This is a genomic window from Leucobacter chironomi DSM 19883 (genome assembly GCF_000421845.1).
GTDB lineage: Bacteria > Actinomycetota > Actinomycetes > Actinomycetales > Microbacteriaceae > Leucobacter > Leucobacter chironomi.
Genome location: NZ_ATXU01000001.1, coordinates 382,153 through 401,502, shown reverse-complemented (window position 1 = coordinate 401,502; position 19,350 = coordinate 382,153). Strand labels below are relative to the sequence as shown.

Below are 19,350 nucleotides of genomic sequence, written 5' to 3'. Positions count from 1 at the left end.
GCCGGGTGAGCGAGAACGCGACGACGAAGAGCCCGGCCCAGGATCGCGAGGCGCGGCACGCCGAACTGGCCGAGCGCTACCTGCCCGACGAACTGCTGCACCGCTTCCGCGAGCGCGCGGCCGTCACGGATCGCGAGAACGGCTTCTGCCACGACGACCTCGCAGAACTGCGCGAGCTCGGCTACCTCGCACTGTTCGTGCCCGAGGAGCACGGCGGCCCGGGGCTCACGCTGCACGAGGTGTCGCGGCTGCAGCAGCGGCTCGCGACGGCCGCGCCTGCGACCGCGCTCGCGATCAACATGCACCTCATGTGCACGGGAGTGGTGCGCGCCATGTTCGCGCGCGGCGACCGCTCGCTCGCGCACGTCTTCGAGGAGACGATGGCGGGCGAGATCTTCGCCTTCGGCATCAGCGAACCCGGCAACGACTGGGTGCTGCAGGGCTCCGGCACCCGTGCCGAAGCCGACGGCGAGGGCGGCTACCGCGTCACCGGTGTGAAGATCTTCACCTCGCTCTCGCCCGTCTGGACGCGGCTCATCGTGCACGGGCTCGATGACAGCGACCCCGAACAGCCCACCCTCGTCTTTGGCTTCCTCGACCGCGACGGCGGCGGCGTGACCGTCTCCGACCACTGGAACGTGCTCGGCATGCGCGCCTCGCAGAGCCGGGCCACCGTGCTCGACGGAGCGCCGATGCGGGCGGATCGCGTGGCGCGCCGCATTCCAGCAGGCGACCACCCGGATCTCCTCACCTTCGCGATCGCGAGCAATTTCCAACTGCTGGTCGCCTCCGTCTACGCCGGCGTGGCGCGACGCGCCCTCGACGTCGCCGCCGAGGGGCTGCGGCAGCGCCGATCCGCCCGCCGCGGCACGAGCCTCGCCGAAGTGCCCGAGCACCGCACCCGACTCGCCGACGCCCACCTCGGCTACCTCGCGGTGCCGGCTCAGCTCGACGCGATCACGCGGGATCTCGACGACGCCGTCGACCACGGCGCACGCTGGCCGCTGCACCTCGTCAGCACCCGCATCAACGCCGCCGACGCGGCCCGTCGCTGCGCCGAGACCGCGCTCATCTGCTCCGGCGGAGCCGGCTTCGACGGTGAGCACGAGGCGAGCCGGCTCTACCGCGACGCCGCCGCCGGGCTCTTCCACCCGCCCGCGGTCGACGCCGCGCGGCCCATGTTCGCGGCGGCGCTGCTCGACGACTGACGCACCGGCGCGACGCCGCCGAGAGCACGCAGCCGTGCGCGCCGGGAACGGGAGTGTTACGGTGGGCGGGGATCACACTGTCCGAAAAACGGAGTCAGGGGACATGGGGAAGAAGAACGCAGGGGCGATGAGACGCGTCATCGGAGTGCTCGGCAGTTGCGCGCTCGCCGCCGGGTTGCTGGTCGGCGGGCAGGTCGTCGCCGCCCCCGCTCCCGCTCAGGCGCTCGACCTCCCCACCTGGGACGATGTGCAGCGCGCCAAGCAGAACGAGGCGTCCGCGGGCAAGAAGGTCGCCGAGATCGAGGGCCTGCTCTCCCAGAGCCAGCAGGAGCTCGACCGTCTGCGCACCCTCGCGTCCGTCGCCATGGCCGAGCTGAACGCCGCCGAGCAGAACCTCGCGCGTGCCACCGAGAAGCTGCAGAATCTCGAGCGTCAGGCCGAGGAGAGTCGCCAGGAGGCCGAGGCCGCAGCGGATCGCGCAGGCGTCATCGTGGCCCAGATGTACCGCTCAGGCGGCGTCGACCGCAGCATGGAGCTCTTCCTCGACTCCGACGGCAGCACCGCCGATGCCCTCCTCGAGCGCATGGCCTCGATGTCGAAGGCCACCGAGCGCAACACCCAGCTCTCGGAGGAGGCCGAGCAGGCCGCGAACACCGCCGACGCGCTCAGCCAGCAGGCCGAGAGCGCCCGCGCGGAGCGCGAGGTGCTGCGGCAGGAGCAGGCCGTGAAGGAGCAGGCCGCCGCCGAGGCCGCGGCCTCGCAGGAGGACCGCGTCCGTGCCCAGGAGGCCCAGCAGCGCGAGCTGCAGCTGCAGCTCGAAGCGCTCAAGGACGAGACCACCTCCACGGTGGACGGCTACCGCGAGCGCCTCCGCATCGAGGAGGAGCAGCGCATCGCCGCCGAGAAGGAGCGCCAGCGGCAGGCTGCCGAGGCCGCCGAGGCGCTGCGCCGCGCCCAGGAGGAGGCCGCCAAGAACCCCGGTGGCGGCGGTGGCGGTGGCGGTGGCGTGATCTCGCCCCCGCCCCCCGTCTCCAGCAACGGCTGGGTGCGTCCCACCAGCGGTTACTACGTGTCCGAGGGCTTCCGTTCGCCGGGTCGCTGGAACCACACCGGCATCGACCTCGCCACCGCGTGCTGGACGCCCATCGTCGCCGCCCAGTCGGGGACCGTCACCATGTCCTACTGGGATCCCTACGGCGGCGGCAACATGGTGAACATCAACCACCCCAACGGCTGGCAGACGCGCTACGCCCACATGATCCAGTGGGCCAGCGTGAGCGGCGGACAGTGGGTCAACGCCGGACAGGTCGTCGGCTACGTCGGCAGCACCGGCGCCAGCACCGGCTGCCACCTCCACTTCGAGATGCGCCCGAACCAGGACAGCGGCTGGTACGACTTCGTCAACCCCGCGTTCTACATCAACTTCTAGAACGAGGACGCACGCACGAGAGAGGGGCTCGGGATCATGCGATCCCGAGCCCCTCTCTCGTGTGCGCGTGCCGCCTCAGTGCTCGTCGGCGAGGCGCTGCTGCGCCCGGAGCGCTCGTTCCTCGCGCCCCGGGGATGCCTCAGTGCTCGTTGGCGAGGCGCTGCTGCGCCTCGATGATGAGCTGCTCGGCGTCGGCGGCCGAGCCCCAGGCGTCGACCTTCACCCACTTGCCGGGCTCGAGATCCTTGTAGTGCTCGAAGAAGTGCTCGATCTCCTTGCGGGTGTACTCCGGGATGTCGGCGACGTCCTGGATGTGCGACCAGCGCGGATCCTTGTGCTGCACGGCGATGACCTTGTCGTCGCCGCCAGCCTCGTCACCCATCTTCAGCACGCCGACCGGGCGCACCTTCACCCCGACGCCGGGGAAGACCGGGTAGTCGAGCAGCACGAGCACGTCGAGCGGATCGCCGTCCTCGCCGAGGGTCTCCTCGAAGAAGCCGTAATCGGTCGGGTACACGAAGCCGGTGTAGAGCACGCGGTCGAGGTACACGCGACCGGTCTCGTGGTCGACCTCGTACTTGTTGCGGCTCCCCTTGGGGATCTCGATGACTGCGTCGAATGCGGCGGCCATGCGCTCCTCTTTCTGTCGCAGAGACAGCAGCGGGCTGCCTCGGTGTGTGTTGCCGGTCTCAGGGTACCCGATGCGTCGCCGCACGACGGCGGGGCAGCACGATCCACGACGCGACGAAGAAGCAGACCGCGCCGAGGCAAGTGCCCCAGTCCACGGCGGGAGAGGAGAGCGGGTCGCCGTCGGACTCGATGAAGGCGCCGATCGCCGACACCGCGAAGGCCACGCAGCCGGCGAGATTCACCACTGTCGACCACCACTCGCCCCGCCGCGGATCCCACAGCGTCGCGTGCGCGCTGCGATAGGCCGCGCACGCGAAACCGGCGCTCACGAGGAACGCCAGCGAGCCGCCGGCATCGGGGCGCCAGACGAGGTGCCGCTCGGCGAGCAGCGTCGTCGCGGAGAGCGCGGCGGTGGTGCTCACGTTGAAGAGCAGCGTGCCGACGCTCTGCACAGCAGCGGCCGCCCACTCCGATCGCAGCGCGACCCGTCCGTCCGCGGTGCGCCCGCGCGGCGGTCCGCTCATCGCGAGCTGCACGAACCCCGCCGCGGTGAACCACCAGGCCCCGATGAAGAACGCGAGATTGCCGAGCTGCGGCCCGAGCACCGTCGACACCCCCGGCGCCGAGCCGACGGCGAACAGCGCCGAACCGACCATGAAGAGAGCGCTCTGCTTCCGCAGCGTCGGCACCAGCAGGGCGGATGCGCCTCGACCCGGCCCGGCGGGGCTGCTTCGCGGCATGGACGGCTCCGTTCCTGGGGCGGTCGGTCACGGACCGGATCAGTGGGCGAAGCCGCCGTTGCCGCTCCTCGGCAGCGGGCTCTCGAGCGCGTCGAGGAACGCCACCTCCTCCGTGATCGCGTCGAGCAGATCGCCCGCGAGATCCCGGCTCAGACCCACGCGCACCACGATCCGCTGCACCACGAGATCAGAGAGATCGTCGGGCATGGGGTAGGCGGGCACGAGCCAGCCGCGCATCCGAAGACGGTCGGCGAGGTCGAAGAGGGTCCAGTTCTCGGTGTGGTCCGGCACGAGACGCCAGGCGAAGACCGGGATCGTGTCGCCCCGGCTCACGAGCTCGAAGGCCGGCATCTCCCCGATCGCGGCGGAGAGGAACTGCGCCACGTCGAGCGAGTTCTGCTGCACCACCCGGTAGCCGTCGAAGCCGAGCCGCAAGAACTGGTAGTACTGCAGCAGCACCTGCGCTCCGGGGCGGGAGAAATTGAGCGCGAGCGTCGGCATGTCGCCGCCGAGGTAGCTCACGTGGAAGATGAGGCTCTCCGGGCAGGCGGCGCGGTCGCGCCACACCACCCACCCGACGCCCGGGTAGACGAGACCGTACTTGTGGCCGGAGGTGCTGATCGAGTTCACCCGGTCGACTGCGAAGTCCCAGACGAGCTCGGGCTGGCAGAACGGAGCGACCATCGCCCCCGAGGCGCCGTCGACGTGGATCCTCACGTCGATGCCCGTCTCCCGTTCGATCTCGTCGAGCTTCGCCGCGATCTCGCGCACCGGCTCGTAGAGCCCGGTGTAGGTCTGGCCGAGGATCGCGACGACGCCGATGGTGCACTCGTCGACGTACTGCTCCAGCTCGTGCCCGTCGAGCACGAGGTGGTCGGCGGACACCGGCACGTAGCGGGGCTCGACGTCCCAGTAGTTGCAGAACTTCTCCCAGACCACCTGCACCCCGGCCGAGAGCACGAGGTTGGGCCGGTCTGCGGGCTTCCCCTCCGCGCGCCGACGCTCCTGCCAGCGCCGCTTGAGCGCGAGCCCGCCGAGCATGCAGGCCTCCGACGAGCCGATCGTCGAGGTGCCGATCGTGTCGTCGATGTCGGGCACGTGCCAGAGGTTCGCGAGCATCCGCCAGCACCGCTCCTCGATGGCGGCGGTCGCCGGGTACTCGTCCTTGTCGATCATGTTCTTGTCGGCGGCCTCGGCGTAGAGCCGCACCGCCTCGTCATCCATCCAGGTGGAGACGAAGGTCGCCAGGTTGAGCCGCGAATTGCCGTCGAGCATGGCCTCGTCGTGCACGATCTGGTACGCGGTGCTCGGCGACATCGCGTGCGCCGGCAGCTCGAACTTCGGCAGCTGCGTCGCCTCGCCCGGCCTGACGAACACGGGGTTCACATCGAGCTGCGCCCGGGCGTTCGCGCCGCGGTGGTGACGGTGGACATGGGACATCGCTGCTCCTTCGCCGAGACCGGCGCAGGCCACGATGCCCGGCGCACTCGATCTTCGTGCACCATAGCAGTTCCACTGAGGCCCGTGCCGCCCGCGCTAACGTTGACGGCATGGTCCAGCGCGCGCTCCTCGACACCAGGCTCGCGGTGCGGCGCGCGCTCGCCGAGTGGCGAGCGGCGGATCTCGCGGGCGACGGTTCCGCCGGAGCCGCACCGCTCGTGCTCGTCGCGCTCTCGGGCGGCCCCGACTCCCTGGCGCTCGCCGCGGCGACCGCGCACGAGGCCGGGCGTGCAGGTCTGCGTGCCGGCGCGCTGGTGATCGATCACGGCTTGCAGGAGGGGTCGGCCGGCGTCGCCGACCGGGCCGCCCACCAGGCCGAACAGCTCGGCCTCGCGCCGGTGATGGTCGACCGCGTGCGCGTCGAAGACGGCGGCGGCGGTCCGGAGGCGAACGCGCGCAGCGCCCGCTACGAGGCCTTCGCCCGGGCCGCCGAACGCACCGGCGCCGCCGCGATCCTCACCGCCCACACCCGCGACGACCAGGCCGAGCAGGTGCTGCTCGCACTGGCGCGGGGCTCCGGCTCCCGCAGCCTCGCGGGGATCCCGCCCCGGCGCCGACTCGCCGAGACCTCTTCCGGAACCGCGATCCTGCGCCCGTTCCTCGCGTCGCCGCCCGAGATCACGCGCGCCACCACCGAGTCTGCGTGCGCCGAGGCCGGGCTCGACCCGTGGCGAGACCCGCACAACCACGACGCGGCGTTCGCCCGGGTGCGCGTGCGCGAGCGGGTGCTGCCGCTGCTCGTGCGCGAGCTCGGGCCGGGGGTGCCGGCCGCGCTCGCCCGCACCGCCGATCTCGCGCGCGAGGACGCCGACGCGCTCGACGGGATCGCGGAGGGCATCGCCGCAGCGGCGCTCGCGGAGCCCGGCCCCCAGCCTGCCGCATCCGACCGGGCCGCACTGATGGTCGCCGATCTCGCGCCGCTGCCGGCCGCGCTCCTCGCGCGGGTGATCCGCCTCGTCGCCGACCGGCGCTTCGGCGCGCAGCTGAGCCGCGAGCACACGGCCGCCGTCGCCGCGCTCGTCGCCGACTGGCACGGACAGGGGCCGGTCTACGCGCCGGGCGTCCGCGTCTCCCGGGCGGGGTCGCAGCTCGAGTTCGTGCGGCAGACGGGCTCCCCGAGAGCGCCGCGCTGATCCGCCGGCCCATACGGTCTTTCGGAGCTCACCGGAATCTCGGATGAAGAGCTGGCATTTCGACCGAAACATGTGCGCGATCCGAAGTGCCGGCACGGGCCGACGGCTCGGTCACCGCACGCGGGCGCGCGATCCGCATCCGAGCAGTGGAAGAATGGTCGCATGGACGCGAAACACCTGGGGGATGACCTCTCCGTCGTACTGCACACCGAGGCCGAGCTCAACGCCCGTCTCGCCGAGATGGCCCGTGAGATCGAGGCCGACTACCAGGACGGGCCGCCGCTGCTCGTCGGCGTGCTCAAGGGCGCCGTCATGGTGATGGCCGACCTCGCGCGCGAGCTGCGCTTCCACGCGCAGATGGACTGGATGGCGGTCTCCTCCTACGGTGCCGGCACGAAGTCGAGCGGCGTCGTGAAGATCCTCAAGGATCTCGACAGCGACATCACGGGGCGCGACGTGCTCATCGTCGAGGACATCATCGACTCCGGCCTCACTCTCGCCTGGCTCAAGGAGAACCTCGAGAGCCGCGGCGCGAAGTCCGTGCGGATCTGCACCATGCTGCGCAAGCCCGAGGCACTCAAGGTGGAGGTCGACGTGGCCTACGTGGGCTTCGACATCCCCGTCGAGTTCGTGGTGGGCTACGGCCTCGACTACGCCGAGGACTACCGCAACCTGCGCGACGTCGCCGTGCTCGCGCCGCACGTCTACAGCTGAGCGCGCGCCGGGCTGCGCCCCGCCGGGCGCGAGCGCTCCGCCCTGAGCGGACAACCGCTCCGGCGCAGCCCGATGTCAGCGGTATTGGCTACGCTTACGCTTGCACCCGCAGCACCGCCCGTCTTGAAAGGCCCCGACTTGGCAGAGAAACCGACGAAGAGCACCTCGAAGAGCCGCAAGCTCTTCCGCGGCCCGCTGCTGTACCTGATCGTCGCACCGATCATCGTGCTGCTCGGATGGTCGCTGCTCTCGGGCGGCGACACCCGCGAGGTCACCACGGAGCGCGGCCTGGAGATGATCTCGGGCGGCCAGGTGAAGCAGGCCGAGATCATCGACGGCGATCAGCGGGTCAACCTCTCGCTCGAGAAGGTCGACAAGAAGGCCGGCACCGACAAGGTGTACTTCTACTACGTGTCGCAGCGCGGTGAAGCCGTGGTCGAGGCGGTCGACCAGGCCGACCTCAAGGACGGCTTCACCGACAAGGTGCCGCAGCCCAACCCGCTGTGGTCGCTGCTCGGATTCCTGCTGCCGCTGCTGCTCATCGGCCTGCTGATCTGGTGGATGCTCTCGTCCATGCAGGGCGGCGGCCGCGGGGTGATGCAGTTCGGCAAGAACAAGGCCAAGCTCGTGTCGAAGGACATGCCGCAGGTCACCTTCGCCGACGTCGCGGGCGCCGACGAAGCGGTCGAGGAGCTGCACGAGATCAAGGACTTCCTGCAGGACGCGTCACGGTTCCAGGCCGTCGGCGCGCGCATCCCGAAGGGCGTGCTGCTGCACGGCCCGCCCGGCACCGGCAAGACGCTGCTCGCGCGCGCGGTCGCCGGCGAGGCCGGGGTGCCGTTCTACTCGATCTCGGGTTCCGACTTCGTCGAGATGTTCGTGGGCGTCGGTGCGAGCCGCGTGCGCGACCTCTTCAAGGAGGCCAAAGCCAATGCGCCCGCCATCATCTTCGTCGACGAGATCGACGCCGTCGGCCAGCGCCGCGGCCAGGGCATGGGCGGCGGCCACGACGAGCGCGAGCAGACGCTCAACCAGCTGCTCGTCGAGATGGACGGCTTCGACCCCAAGACCAACGTCATCATGATCGCGGCGACCAACCGCCCCGATATGCTCGACCCCGCGCTGCTGCGCCCGGGGCGCTTCGACCGCCAGATCGGCGTCGACGCCCCCGACATGCCCGGCCGGCTCAAGATCCTGCAGGTGCACGCGAAGGGCAAGCCGCTCTCGAAGAACGTCGATCTCGAGGTCGTGGCCCGCAAGACCCCCGGCTTCTCGGGCGCCGACCTCGCGAACGTGCTCAACGAGGCCGCGCTGCTGACGGCGCGCTCGAACGCGCAACTCATCGACAACCGCGCCCTCGACGAGGCCATCGACCGCGTGATCGCGGGCCCGCAGCGCCGCACCCGGGTGATGAAGGATCGCGAGAAGCTCATCACGGCCTACCACGAGGGCGGGCACGCACTCGTCGCCGCTGGCCTCAACCACACCGACCCGGTGACGAAGATCACCATCCTGCCCCGTGGCCGCGCCCTCGGCTACACGATGGTGATCCCGCTCGAAGACAAGTACTCGGTGACGCGCAACGAGCTGCAGGATCAGCTCGCCTACGCGCTCGGCGGGCGCGTGGCCGAAGAGCTCGTGTTCCACGACCCCACGACGGGTGCCGGCAACGACATCGAGAAGGCCACCGGCACGGCTCGCAAGATGGTCACCGACTACGGCATGTCGGCCACGGTCGGCCCGGTGAAGCTGGGTCAGGCGCAGCCCGGCGCCTTCCTCGGCGAGTTCGGCCAGAACCGCGACTACTCGGAGGGCGTGGCCGTGTCGATCGACGCCGAGGTGCGCGCCCTGCTCGAGCAGGCGCACAACGAGGCCTACGAGGTGCTCGTCACCAACCGCGACATCCTCGACGCGCTCGCCCGCGAGCTGCTCGAGAAGGAGACCCTCGACCACGTGCAGATCGCCGAGATCTTCCGCGACGTCAAGAGGCTGCCCGAGCGGCCGACGTGGCTCTCCAACGACGAGCGCCCGGTCTCCGACCGTCCCCCCATCGAGGTGCCCGCCTCGGTGCGCACCGACGACCGTCACCCCGGCGACCACGGCCCGAGCGTCGAGACCCCGGCCGACGAGCCGGCGGAGCCGGTGGAGTCCGGGGACTCGGCGGATGAGTCGGCGCAGACGCCCGGCGCCCCCGCCGGCGCAGACGGCACCGCTTCCGACGCGCCGTCGGCCCCGCGCGCCGGCGACGGGCCGCTCGCCCCGGGCGAGACGAGCCGTCCGCCCCGCAATCTCGGCGTGCGCGACTCCTCGGACGACCGCGACGACTCCCGCTAGCCATGGCCGAGCCGGTGGACCGTGCACGCATCGCCGCGGCGGTGCGCGAGCTGCTGAGCGCGATCGGGTCCGATCCCGACAGCGCCGAGCTCGCGAGCACCCCCGCGCGCGTCGCCGACGCCTACGCGGAGTTCTTCGCCGGGGTGGGCGATGACCCGGTGCGGCACCTCGCCGACGCGGTTCCGGTCGGTGACGACACCGGCGAGCTGGTGATGCTGCGCGACATCGAGCTGCGCTCGGTCTGCGAGCACCACCTGCTCCCGTTCCGCGGGGTCGCGCACATCGCGTACCGACCCGGGCGCCGCATCGTCGGGCTCAGCGCGCTGCCCAAGGTGGTCGACACGCTCGCCGCCCGGCCGCAGGTGCAGGAGCGCCTCGGCCAGCAGATCGTCGACGCGCTCGACGCCGGGCTCGCCCCGGAAGGGGTGCTCGTGGTGCTCGAAGCGAGCCACGGCTGCGTCGCCGACCGCGGCGTGCGCCAGGCCGGGGCCGTCACCGTGACCGTCGCGTCGAGCGGCACGCTTTCCTCGCCGGAGGCGCGGGGCGAGGTCATGGCTTTCATCGGAGGTGCGAGCGCGCGTGCCCTCGCCGACGGGGGAGCCGCGTGATGAGCACTCTCGTGATGGGAGTGCTCAACGTCACCCCCGACTCCTTCAGCGACGGCGGACGCTTCACCGCTGCCGAGGCTGCGATCGCGCGCGGCCGCGAGCTCGTCGCTCAGGGGGCGCGCATCGTCGACGTCGGCGGCGAATCGACCAGGCCCGGCGCGACGCCGGTCCCGGTGGAGGAGGAGCAGCGCCGGGTGCTGCCGGTGATCCGCGCCCTCGCCGCCGAGGGCATCGAGACCTCGATCGACACGATCCACGCCGAGACGGCCAGGGCGGCCGTGGCGGCCGGAGCGCGCAGCATCAACGACGTCTCCGGGGGAACCCACGACCCCGCCATGCTCGACGTCGCGGCCCGGGCCGCATCCGAGCACGGCGCACGCTTCATCATCGGCCACTGGCGCGGCGTCCCCGACCCCGCGCACCAGCGCTCCGACTACGCCGACGTGGTCGCCGAGGTGAGAGATGCCCTCGCCGAGCGCGCACGGGCCGCGATCGCGGCGGGCGTCGACCGTGGGCTCATCGTGCTCGATCCCGGTCTCGGCTTCGACAAGACCGGCGAGCAGTGCTGGCGCCTGCTCGCGCACCTCGACAGGCTGACCGAGCTCGGTTACCCCGTGCTCGTGGGAGCCTCGCGCAAGCGCATGATCGCAGAAGCGCTCGCCGGGGTCGGTATCGAAGCCGATCCGGCCGCCCGCGACCTCGCCACCTCGGTCGTGACGGCACTCGTAGCGGGTTCCGCCTGGGGCGTCCGCGTGCACGACGTGGCGGGCAGTGCGCAGGCCCTTGCGGTGGCCGAGGCCTGGCAGGCGGCCGGGGCCGAAACCCGGCCTGCTCCCGAAACCCGGCCTGCTCCCGAAACCCGGCCTGCCGTAGATATGGGATCTGCCCAAGATATGGCTGATCCGCCGAGAACCGGCATATCGACGGCAGATTCCATGTCTACGGGTGGGGCAGGTTCGGAAGACCGGATCGTGCTGACGGGGCTCGAAGTGTTCGCGCACCACGGAGTGTTCGACTTCGAACGGCAGAACGGCCAGCGCTTCATCATCGACGCCGAGGTCTCGGTCGACCTGCGCGCGGCGGCCTCCGGCGACGCGCTCGAACGCACGGTGCACTACGGCGAGCTCGCCGAGGCTATAGCCGCCGCCGTCGAGCGCGACCCTGTCGATCTGATCGAGACCGTCGCCGAGCGGGTGGCGGGCGTCGCCCTGGGCTTCGCCGGGGTGCGCCGCGCGACCGTGACGGTGCACAAGCCCGACGCGCCGATCGCGGCGGCCTTCGCCGACGTGGCAGTGACGGTGGTGCGGCCGTGATCGCCCAGATCGTTCCCGTGCTCTTCGCCTTCGGCGCCAACCTCGGCGACCGCGGCGAGACGATCCGCGCGGCCCAGCGGCAGCTCGCGCAGGCCCCGGGCATCCGCGAGCTGCGGGCCTCGCCGCTGCGCGAGACCATCGCGCTCACGGTGCACGGACCGGATCCGGACGCCCCGCGCTACCTCAACGGCGTGGCGATCGCCGAGACCGCAGTGCCGCCGCACGAGCTGCTCGACCTCATGCAGCGCATCGAAGCGGCGCACGGCAGGGTGCGCGACGAGCGCTGGGGCGACCGCACCCTCGATATCGACCTCATTCTCTACGGCGGACGCGTGATCTCCGACGAGCGCCTCGCGGTGCCCCACCCGCGCGCCCACGAGCGCGACTTCGTGCTCGCGCCCTGGCTCGACCTCGACCCCGGGGCGGTGCTCATGGGCCACGGCCGGGTCTCCGATCTGCTGGCCCGGATGGGCGACACGACTCGGCCGTTCGTCGAGCCGGACGCCGACGACGATGCTGCGGGTTCCCGTGCCGCGGGGTGAGCGCAGCAGCCCGGCAGCCCTGGCCGCTGCGGCCGCCGTGGGGGCGGCCGCCGGCCTGCTCGCGCAGTTCGTGCTGTCGAACCGCGGTCACGCACCGCTGGTGCCGCCGCTCTCGCTGCCGTTGACCCTGGTGCTGGTGGCCGCGGTGCTGCTCGTGTTCGCGCTCAGGCTGCGTCGCGCGCTGAAGAAGGGCGCCGGTGCGGTGAATCCGTTCCAGGCGGTGCGGCTGCTGGTCGCATCCAGGGCTGCTCAGATCGTGGGGGCTCTGCTCGGCGGGTTCGGGGGCGGCCTGGCGCTCTCGCTGCTCGGGCGCAGCGTGCCGGCGCCGACGGCGACCTGGCTGCCGATGCTGCTCACCCTGATCGCGGGGGCGGTGCTCACCGGCTGCGCCCTGTTCGCGGAGCACTGCTGCCGGGTGCCGCCGAGCGACGACGATGCCGAGGCCGAGGATGCGGATCCCGCTCCGGATGCCGGTCCCGCCGATCAGGCGGCGTTCCGCAGACGCTGACGCGCCGGGTTCGATACGCCCCGTCCGCGTCGGAGGCGGCCTCTACACTGGGGGACGTGAACGACGAACAGCGCATCAGCAGCGAACCGCAGTGGCCGAACGGCGAGGTCGAGTGGCAGCGAGTCTCCCCGAAGTACGCCGTGGCGGACCTGGTGCTCAACCTGCTGTTCGACGCCGTGGTGCTGGTCGTGCTGGTAGTGCTGCTCGCCGTGGTGCGCGATGAGACGCCGCTGCCGGTGATCATCGGGCTGAGCGCGCTGTTCGTGGTGCTGCTCGTCAACTCGCTGCTGGCGTTCCGACGGGTGAAGGCCATCGGCTACATCCTGCGCGAAGACGACCTGCTGTTCCGTCGCGGCATCATGTTCGAGCGGGTCATCGCCGTGCCGTACGGCCGCTTGCAGATGGTCGACGTCACGCGCGGCCCGCTGCTGCGCTCGCTGGGTCTCGCCACTCTGAAGTTCGTCACCGCTTCGGCTGCGACGGGCGTCAACCTGCCCGGCCTGCGTTTCGAAGACGCCGAGGCGCTGCGCGACCGTCTGGTGCAGCTCGCCGAGATCCGGAGGTCCGGCCTGTGACCGAGCAGCACGACGCCGAGACTCCGGCGCCCGGCCCCGGCGACGCCACCGGGTCCGACGACGCGGCGGGGCCTGCCGAGGCCGCGCTGCCCGGCACCGCCGACGCGGCGGGGTGGCGGCGGCTGCACCCGCTCTCGCCGCTGCTGCGCGGCGGGCTGGTGCTCCTCGTGATCGCGGGCATCGTGCTCGCCAACTTCCGCGACCGCTTCGTCGAGCTGTTCTTCGCCGACCGGGTCTGGAACGGGCGCGACGGCGTCGACATCGACCTCTCGACGGAGGGCGACGTGGTCGATCTCTACGAGTACCTGCTCGAGGAGGGCCTGCTGCTGCTCGTGCTCGGCGGCATCCTCGCGGTCATCCTGCTGATCGTGCTGTTCTCGTGGATCGCCTGGCGCTTCCACACCTATCGCATCGACGGTGAGGCGGTCGAGGAGCAGAGCGGCGTGCTCTTCCGCAAGCACCGGCGCGCCCCGCTCGACCGGATCCAGAGCGTCAACCTGCAGCGACCGCTGCCCGCCCGCGTGCTCGGCCTCACGAAGATCGAGGTGCTCACCGGCGGTCAGGGCGGCAAAGTCGACCTCGCCTACCTCAGCCATCGCGACGCGAAGACGGTGCGTGAGCAGATCCTGCGCCTCGCCGCGGCGAAGCGCGGCGGTGCTGCTGGGCGAGCGGCCGGAGTCGCCGCCGCTCCCGCCGCCGCGACTCCGGGCACCATCTCGGCACCCGCTCCGGTCGGTCCCGACGGCTACGTCTACGAAACGTCGAGCAGCGGGCTGACGGCCCGTGCGCAGGATTTCGTCGACCTCGATGTCGACCCCGCAGCGCTCGCAGCGCAGACCCTTGTGCGGGTGCCGGTGGCCCGTCTGGCCGGCAGCATCGCGCTCAGCTGGGAGGCCGTGATCACGGTGGTCATCCTCGTGGGCGTCGTGGTCGGCGGCGCGGTGCTCGAACCCGCGCTGATCCTGGGCGTCATCCCGCTGCTCATCGTGATGGCGGGCATCATGTTCGGGCAGTTCAACAAGGGCTTCAACTTCACCCTCTCGCGCTCCGACGACGCAGTGCGCACCGGGGCCGGCCTCACGTCGACGGTCACCGAGACGGTGCCGTTCGGCCGCATCCACGCCGTGGAGGCACGCCAGCCGCTCCTGTGGCGCGGGTTCGGCTGGTGGAAGGTGCGCATCACCACCGCCGGGCACTCCCTCGCGCAGGGCGGTCAGAACGCCATGCAGAACGTGGTGCTGCCGGTCGGCCGCGAACCCGACGTGCTGCGGGTCATCGAGACGCTGCTGCCCGGCGTGGGCGATGAAGAGCACGAGATCGCCGGGCTGCGGAACGGGCTCTCGGGTGCGGCGCACGGCTACCTCGGCGCGGGGCGGCGCGGCGCGGCAGTGCTGCTGTGGGGTCGCTCGCGGGCGGGCATGCGGATCGCCGACGCCGACCGGCCCGAGGCCACGCTGCGCATCCGACGCGGTGCGCTGACGCGCTCCTTCGCCGTGATGCCGGTGCTGCGCGCCCAGTCGGTGCAGCTGCGCCGACCGCTGCTGCACCGCTTCCTGGGCCTGGCCTCGCTGCAGGCGCACACGGTGCTCGGACCGGTGCGGGTGGAGATGCGCGGCCTCGAACTCGCGGCTGCGCAGCGCACCTTCGACGAGCTCGCCGCAACCGTGCTGCGAGTGCAGAACGCGGAGGCGCAGCAGCGGGCGGGGATCGCTCCCGAGCCCGAGGCTCCCCGGCACCCCCGGGAGCCGCAGGAGTGAGCGCGGGCCAGCAGGCATCCCGGCTCGGCGTCGGGCTGGTCGGCGCCGGGCGGGTGGGGCCCGTGCTGGCCCGCGCTCTCGCGGGGGCTGGCCACGCGATCACCGGCGTCTCCGCGATCAGCGAGCAGAGCCGGGAGCGGGCCGAGGCCATGCTGCCCGGTGTGCCGATCCTCGAGGTGGCCGAGGTGGTGCGCCGCTCCGAACTCGTGCTGTTCGCGATCCCGGGATCCGAACTCCCCGACCTAGTCGGCGGACTCACCGCGACGGGGGCGTGGCAGCCCGGTCAGCTCGCGATCCACACCGCCCCCGAGCACGGCTACGGCGTGTTCGCCCCCGCCCTCGCGGCCGGGGTGATTCCGCTCGCGCTGCACCCCGCCGTCGTCTTCACCGGCACCAGCCTCGATCTCGCGCGGCTCGCCGGGGCCTCGGTCGCGGTCACCGCGCCCGCTCCGGTGCTGCCCATCGGCCAGGCGCTCGCGGTCGAAATGGGGGCCGAACCCCTGATCGTGAGCGAGCGGGACCGGCCCGCGTACGCGGAGGCGCTCGACGCGGCCGCCGAGTTCTCACGCGCGGTCGTGCGGCAGGCCGTCGATGCGCTGCGCGGCCTCGGCATCGAGCAGCCCGACCGCGTGGTCGGGGGCGTCGTGCGGGCCTCGATCGAGGACGAGCTGCGCGACGCCGTGGCTGAGCCCGGTTCGGAACCCGCCCTCTGAGCCTTTCTGCGTCCGCGCCCCGCACCAGGACTGCGCTGAACCGCGTCGCGTCTGAACTCTACTCATACCTGCTCATACCTGCCCGTTCTCGCCCCTACCCGCCTGCACCCGCCCGCCCCGCTCTGCACCGGGCCGGGCGCGCGCAGCGGACGGGTAGGATGGATCGGTGCGCCGGGAACACCCGTGTTCGGCGCGCTTCGAGCCCTGACCACGGAGGATCCGCCACATGAGCGAGCAGCCCGCAGCCCCCGCGCCCGTCGAGACCGAAGAGGATCTCTTCGAACAGAAGCGCGTGCGCCTGGAGAAGCGGGACCGGCTGAACGACGGCGCGGAGCTCGGCGGGGGCGCATACCCGGTCGAGGTGCCGATCACCGCGACGATTCCCGAGGTGCGCGCGAAGTGGGCCCACCTGGAGGAGACCCCCGACAGCGCCTCGGGCGAGACCGTCGGCGTAGCGGGCCGCGTCGTGTTCCAGCGCAACACCGGCAAGCTCTGCTTCGCGTCGCTCCAGGCCGGCGACGGCACCCGTATCCAGGCGATGGTGAGCCTCGCCGAGGTGGGCGAGGAATCGCTCGCCGCCTACAAGGAGCTCGTCGACCTGGGCGATCACCTCTTCGTGAGCGGCGAGGTCGTCTCGAGCCGTCGCGGCGAGCTGTCGATCATGGTGCGCGAGTGGCGGATTGCCGCGAAGGCCCTCGCCCCGCTGCCCAACATGTACGCGGAGCTCAACGAGGAGTCGCGGGTGCGCCAGCGCTACCTCGACCTCATCCAGCGCGAGCAGGCCCGCAGCAACGTGGTCACCCGCGCCCGCACCATGGCGAGCCTGCGCCAGACCTTCGCCGAGCGCGGCTTCATCGAGGTCGAGACCCCGATGCTGCAGACCATGCACGGCGGCGCGTCCGCGCGTCCGTTCGTCACCCACTCGAACGCCTTCGACACCGAGCTCTTCCTGCGCATCGCGCCCGAGCTGTACCTCAAGCGCGCGGTGGTGGGCGGCCTCGACCGGGTGTTCGAGATCAACCGCAACTTCCGCAACGAGGGTGCCGATTCGACGCACAGCCCCGAGTTCGCGATGCTCGAGTCGTACCAGGCCTACACCGACTACCACGGCATCGCCGACCTCACGCAGCAGCTCATCCAGAACGCCGCGCTCGCGGTGAACGAGGGCACGGAGCGCGCGGGCGGTCATGTGGTGCGCTGGGCCGACGGCACGCTCTTCGATCTCGGGGGCGACTGGGATCGCATCTCGATGTACGGCACCCTCTCCGAGGCCGCGGGCCGCGAGATCACCCCCGAGACCTCCGTCGAGGAACTGCAGGCCATCGCCGACGCCGAGGGCGTCGAGGTGCGGCTGCCCAACCACGGCAAGCTCGTCGAGGAGCTGTGGGAGCACTTCGTGAAGGACGGCCTCACCCGCCCCACCTTCGTGATGGACTTCCCGGTCGAGACGAGCCCGCTCACCCGCCACCACCGCTCCATTCCCGGCGTGGTCGAGAAATGGGATCTCTACGTGCGCGGCTTCGAGCTGGCCACGGGCTACTCCGAGCTCGTCGATCCGGTGGTGCAGCGCGAGCGCTTCGTGCAGCAGGCGGCCGAGGCCGCGCGCGGCGACGACGAGGCGATGGGAGTCGATGAGGACTTCCTGCGCGCTCTCGAGCACGGCATGCCGCCGTCGGGCGGGATGGGCATGGGCATGGACCGCCTGCTCATGGCGCTGACGGGGCTCGGGATCCGCGAGACGATCCTCTTCCCGCTCGTCAAGTAGTCGTCGCAGGCCGGGCGCACCGTCCGGTGCGCAGTCGTGGCGGTCCCAGGAATCGCCGGGGGAGGGCCGGTACGCTGGTGGTCATGGATAACTGGTGGATGAACGCGATCTGGTCGCTGATCCCGACCGTGCTCATCGGGCTCTTCTTCTGGATGGTACTGCGTCTCATCCTGCGCGCGGATCGCACGGAGCGCCGGGTCTACCAGCAGATCGAGAACGAGGAGCGAGCAAAGGCGGGCCTGCCGCTGCGCGACGAGTCCTGACGCCCGCGCCTCGATAGAGTGTTCTCACACGCGTGAGACTCGCTCATCGGGGTTCAGGGGAGGCAGTCGGGCATGGATCTGAGCTGGTCCGGATTCAATTGGCCGTACCTGTGGACCCTCACAGCGCTGATCGTCGACATCGTCATCAGGATCGTCGCCCTCTTCGTGGTGCCGCGCAACCGCCGCCCGACCGCCGGCATGGCCTGGCTGCTCGCGATCTTCCTGCTGCCGGTTCCCGGACTGCTGCTCTTCCTCATCATCGGCAGCAAGCGGCTCCCGAAGAAGCGCGAGCGCATGCAGGAGGCGGTCAACGAGTTCGTCGCCGAGATCTCGAGCCGTGAGGACAACGGTCTCGTCACCCCCGAGTCGGATCTGCCGCCCGGGGTCGACAACGCCGTGAAACTGGGCCGCTCGCTCGGCGCCCAGCCGATGCTGCTCGGCAACACGGCCTCGCTCTGCATCGACTACGAGGAGTCGCTCGCCCGCATGGCCGAGGCGATCCGCCAGGCGCGCGACTACGTGCACGTCGAGTTCTACATCCTCGTGCACGACCGCGCCACCGACGACGTCTTCGCCGCGCTGCGGGACGCGGTCGCGCGGGGCGTGAAGGTGCGCGTGCTGCTCGATCACGTGTCGGCGGTGCGCAACCCCGGTGCGAAGCGCACCCGGCGGAGCCTCACCGAGATGGGAGCCGAGTGGGTCTACATGCTGCCGGTGCGGCCCTGGCGGGGTGAGTACCAGCGGCCGGATCTGCGCAACCACCGCAAGCTCCTGGTGGTGGACGGACGGGTGGGATTCATGGGGTCGCAGAACCTCGTCGACTCCAGCTACAACAAGCGCTCGAACCGGCGCCGCGGGCTGCACTGGAAAGACCTGATGGTGCGCGTCGAAGGGCCGATCGTGCTCGGTCTCGAAGCGGTGTTCCAGGGCGATTGGTACATCGAGACCGGGGAGTACCTCACGAACATCGCGGAGGGGCCGATCGAGGTCGAACGGCCTGGCGCGCTCGACTGCCAGATCGTGCCCAGCGGGCCCGGCTACGGGGCCGAGAACAACCTGCAGGTGTTCGTCTCGCTGCTGTACGCGGCTCACCGGCGCATCAGCATCACGAGCCCGTACTTCGTGCCCGAGGGCTCCATCATGAATGCTCTGCGCGCGGCGACTTCGCGGGGCGTGGAGGTCGAGCTCTTCGTCTCCGAGATCGGCGATCAGGCCGTGGTGTACCACGCGCAGCGCTCGTACTACGAGGAGCTGCTGCGTGCGGGGGTGAGGATCTGGATGTTCAGGCCACCCTACATCCTCCACTCGAAGCACTTCACCATCGACGACGACGTGGCCGTGGTGGGCTCGTCGAACATGGATCAGCGCTCATTCGGGCTGAACATGGAGATCTCGATGGTGGTGCACGGCGCGGCCTTCGTGCAGGATCTCGACGGGGTCAACGCCTACTACCGGGAGAACGCGCGCGAGCTGACGCTGGAGGAGTGGCAGCAGCAGTCGCTGCCGTCTCAGCTGCTCGACGGGCTGGCCCGCCTCACCTCGGCTTTGCAGTAGTCGGCCGGGGCTGCGCGGGGCGTGCCGGCCGGGGCCGTCGGCGCCGTTTTGGATTTCCGCCGCG

The 19,350-nt window shown here is 71.2% G+C and carries 18 protein-coding genes; 15 read left to right on the top strand and 3 right to left on the bottom strand.

All coding sequences use genetic code 11. From position 1 onward, the window contains the following. Positions 1-5 precede the first annotated feature (5 nt). Positions 6-1,208: an acyl-CoA dehydrogenase family protein gene (locus H629_RS0101685; RefSeq protein WP_024355629.1), complete on the top strand. Its 1,203-nt coding sequence runs from the start codon at positions 6-8 to the stop codon at positions 1,206-1,208. 103 nt (positions 1,209-1,311) lie between these two features. Next, positions 1,312-2,637 (top strand): M23 family metallopeptidase, encoded by a 1,326-nt coding sequence (locus H629_RS0101680; RefSeq protein ID WP_024355628.1) that lies wholly within the window; start codon positions 1,312-1,314, stop codon positions 2,635-2,637. 139 nt (positions 2,638-2,776) lie between these two features. On the opposite strand, the gene ppa is transcribed toward H629_RS0101680, so the two are convergent. The 3 genes from ppa to gad are packed head-to-tail and all read right to left on the bottom strand — an operon-like array spanning position 2,777 to position 5,447. Continuing rightward, positions 2,777-3,268 carry an inorganic diphosphatase gene (ppa, locus tag H629_RS0101675; RefSeq protein ID WP_024355627.1) on the bottom strand — a complete coding sequence of 164 codons (492 nt, stop codon included), beginning with the start codon at positions 3,266-3,268 and terminating at the stop codon, positions 2,777-2,779. Positions 3,269-3,326: 58 nt separating this feature from the next. Further along, a complete protein-coding gene (locus H629_RS0101670) occupies positions 3,327-4,007 on the bottom strand; it encodes a hypothetical protein (RefSeq protein ID WP_024355626.1) in 681 nt (226 codons plus the stop codon). 39 nt (positions 4,008-4,046) lie between these two features. After that, positions 4,047-5,447 (bottom strand): glutamate decarboxylase, encoded by a 1,401-nt coding sequence (gad, locus tag H629_RS0101665; RefSeq protein ID WP_024355625.1) that lies wholly within the window; start codon positions 5,445-5,447, stop codon positions 4,047-4,049. A gap of 110 nt (positions 5,448-5,557) precedes the next feature. Between gad and tilS the strand changes: the two genes are divergently transcribed. From tilS to cls, 13 genes are all read left to right on the top strand, one after another. Next, complete coding sequence (gene tilS, locus H629_RS0101660) at positions 5,558-6,640, top strand: tRNA lysidine(34) synthetase TilS (RefSeq protein ID WP_024355624.1); 1,083 nt, start codon at positions 5,558-5,560, stop codon at positions 6,638-6,640. Between the two features lie 162 nt (positions 6,641-6,802). Next, a complete protein-coding gene (gene hpt / locus H629_RS0101655) occupies positions 6,803-7,354 on the top strand; it encodes a hypoxanthine phosphoribosyltransferase (RefSeq protein ID WP_024355623.1) in 552 nt (183 codons plus the stop codon). Between the two features lie 138 nt (positions 7,355-7,492). Next, complete coding sequence (ftsH, locus tag H629_RS0101650) at positions 7,493-9,688, top strand: ATP-dependent zinc metalloprotease FtsH (RefSeq protein ID WP_024355622.1); 2,196 nt, start codon at positions 7,493-7,495, stop codon at positions 9,686-9,688. 2 nt (positions 9,689-9,690) lie between these two features. After that, complete coding sequence (folE, locus tag H629_RS0101645; protein ID WP_029746445.1) at positions 9,691-10,296, top strand: GTP cyclohydrolase I; 606 nt, start codon at positions 9,691-9,693, stop codon at positions 10,294-10,296. Continuing rightward, positions 10,296-11,609, top strand: a complete 1,314-nt coding sequence (folP, locus tag H629_RS15520; protein WP_024355620.1) for a dihydropteroate synthase — start codon at positions 10,296-10,298, stop codon at positions 11,607-11,609. Before folE ends, folP begins: the two co-directional genes overlap by 1 nt. Beyond that, complete coding sequence (gene folK / locus H629_RS0101635) at positions 11,606-12,151, top strand: 2-amino-4-hydroxy-6-hydroxymethyldihydropteridine diphosphokinase (protein ID WP_024355619.1); 546 nt, start codon at positions 11,606-11,608, stop codon at positions 12,149-12,151. Before folP ends, folK begins: the two co-directional genes overlap by 4 nt. Further along, entirely contained in the window at positions 12,123-12,659 is a 537-nt protein-coding gene (locus H629_RS0101630) for a DUF3180 family protein (protein ID WP_076623850.1), read from the top strand. Before folK ends, H629_RS0101630 begins: the two co-directional genes overlap by 29 nt. Positions 12,660-12,715: 56 nt before the next feature. Beyond that, a complete protein-coding gene (locus tag H629_RS0101625) occupies positions 12,716-13,234 on the top strand; it encodes a PH domain-containing protein (protein ID WP_024355617.1) in 519 nt (172 codons plus the stop codon). After that, positions 13,231-14,991, top strand: a complete 1,761-nt coding sequence (locus tag H629_RS0101620; RefSeq protein WP_024355616.1) for a PH domain-containing protein — start codon at positions 13,231-13,233, stop codon at positions 14,989-14,991. The genes H629_RS0101625 and H629_RS0101620 overlap by 4 nt, the downstream gene beginning before the upstream one ends. After that, entirely contained in the window at positions 14,988-15,704 is a 717-nt protein-coding gene (locus H629_RS0101615; protein ID WP_024355615.1) for a DUF2520 domain-containing protein, read from the top strand. The genes H629_RS0101620 and H629_RS0101615 overlap by 4 nt, the downstream gene beginning before the upstream one ends. Positions 15,705-15,930: 226 nt before the next feature. Further along, on the top strand, positions 15,931-17,469 hold the full coding sequence (gene lysS / locus H629_RS0101610) for a lysine--tRNA ligase (RefSeq protein WP_024355614.1): 1,539 nt from the start codon (positions 15,931-15,933) through the stop codon (positions 17,467-17,469). A gap of 83 nt (positions 17,470-17,552) precedes the next feature. Then, positions 17,553-17,732, top strand: coding sequence for a hypothetical protein (locus H629_RS0101605; protein ID WP_024355613.1), 180 nt, complete (start codon positions 17,553-17,555; stop codon positions 17,730-17,732). A gap of 72 nt (positions 17,733-17,804) precedes the next feature. Next, the gene (gene cls, locus H629_RS0101600) at positions 17,805-19,286 is read left to right on the top strand and encodes a cardiolipin synthase (protein WP_024355612.1); all 1,482 of its coding nucleotides are present in this window, start codon (positions 17,805-17,807) and stop codon (positions 19,284-19,286) included. The last annotated feature ends 64 nt before the right edge of the window (positions 19,287-19,350 follow it).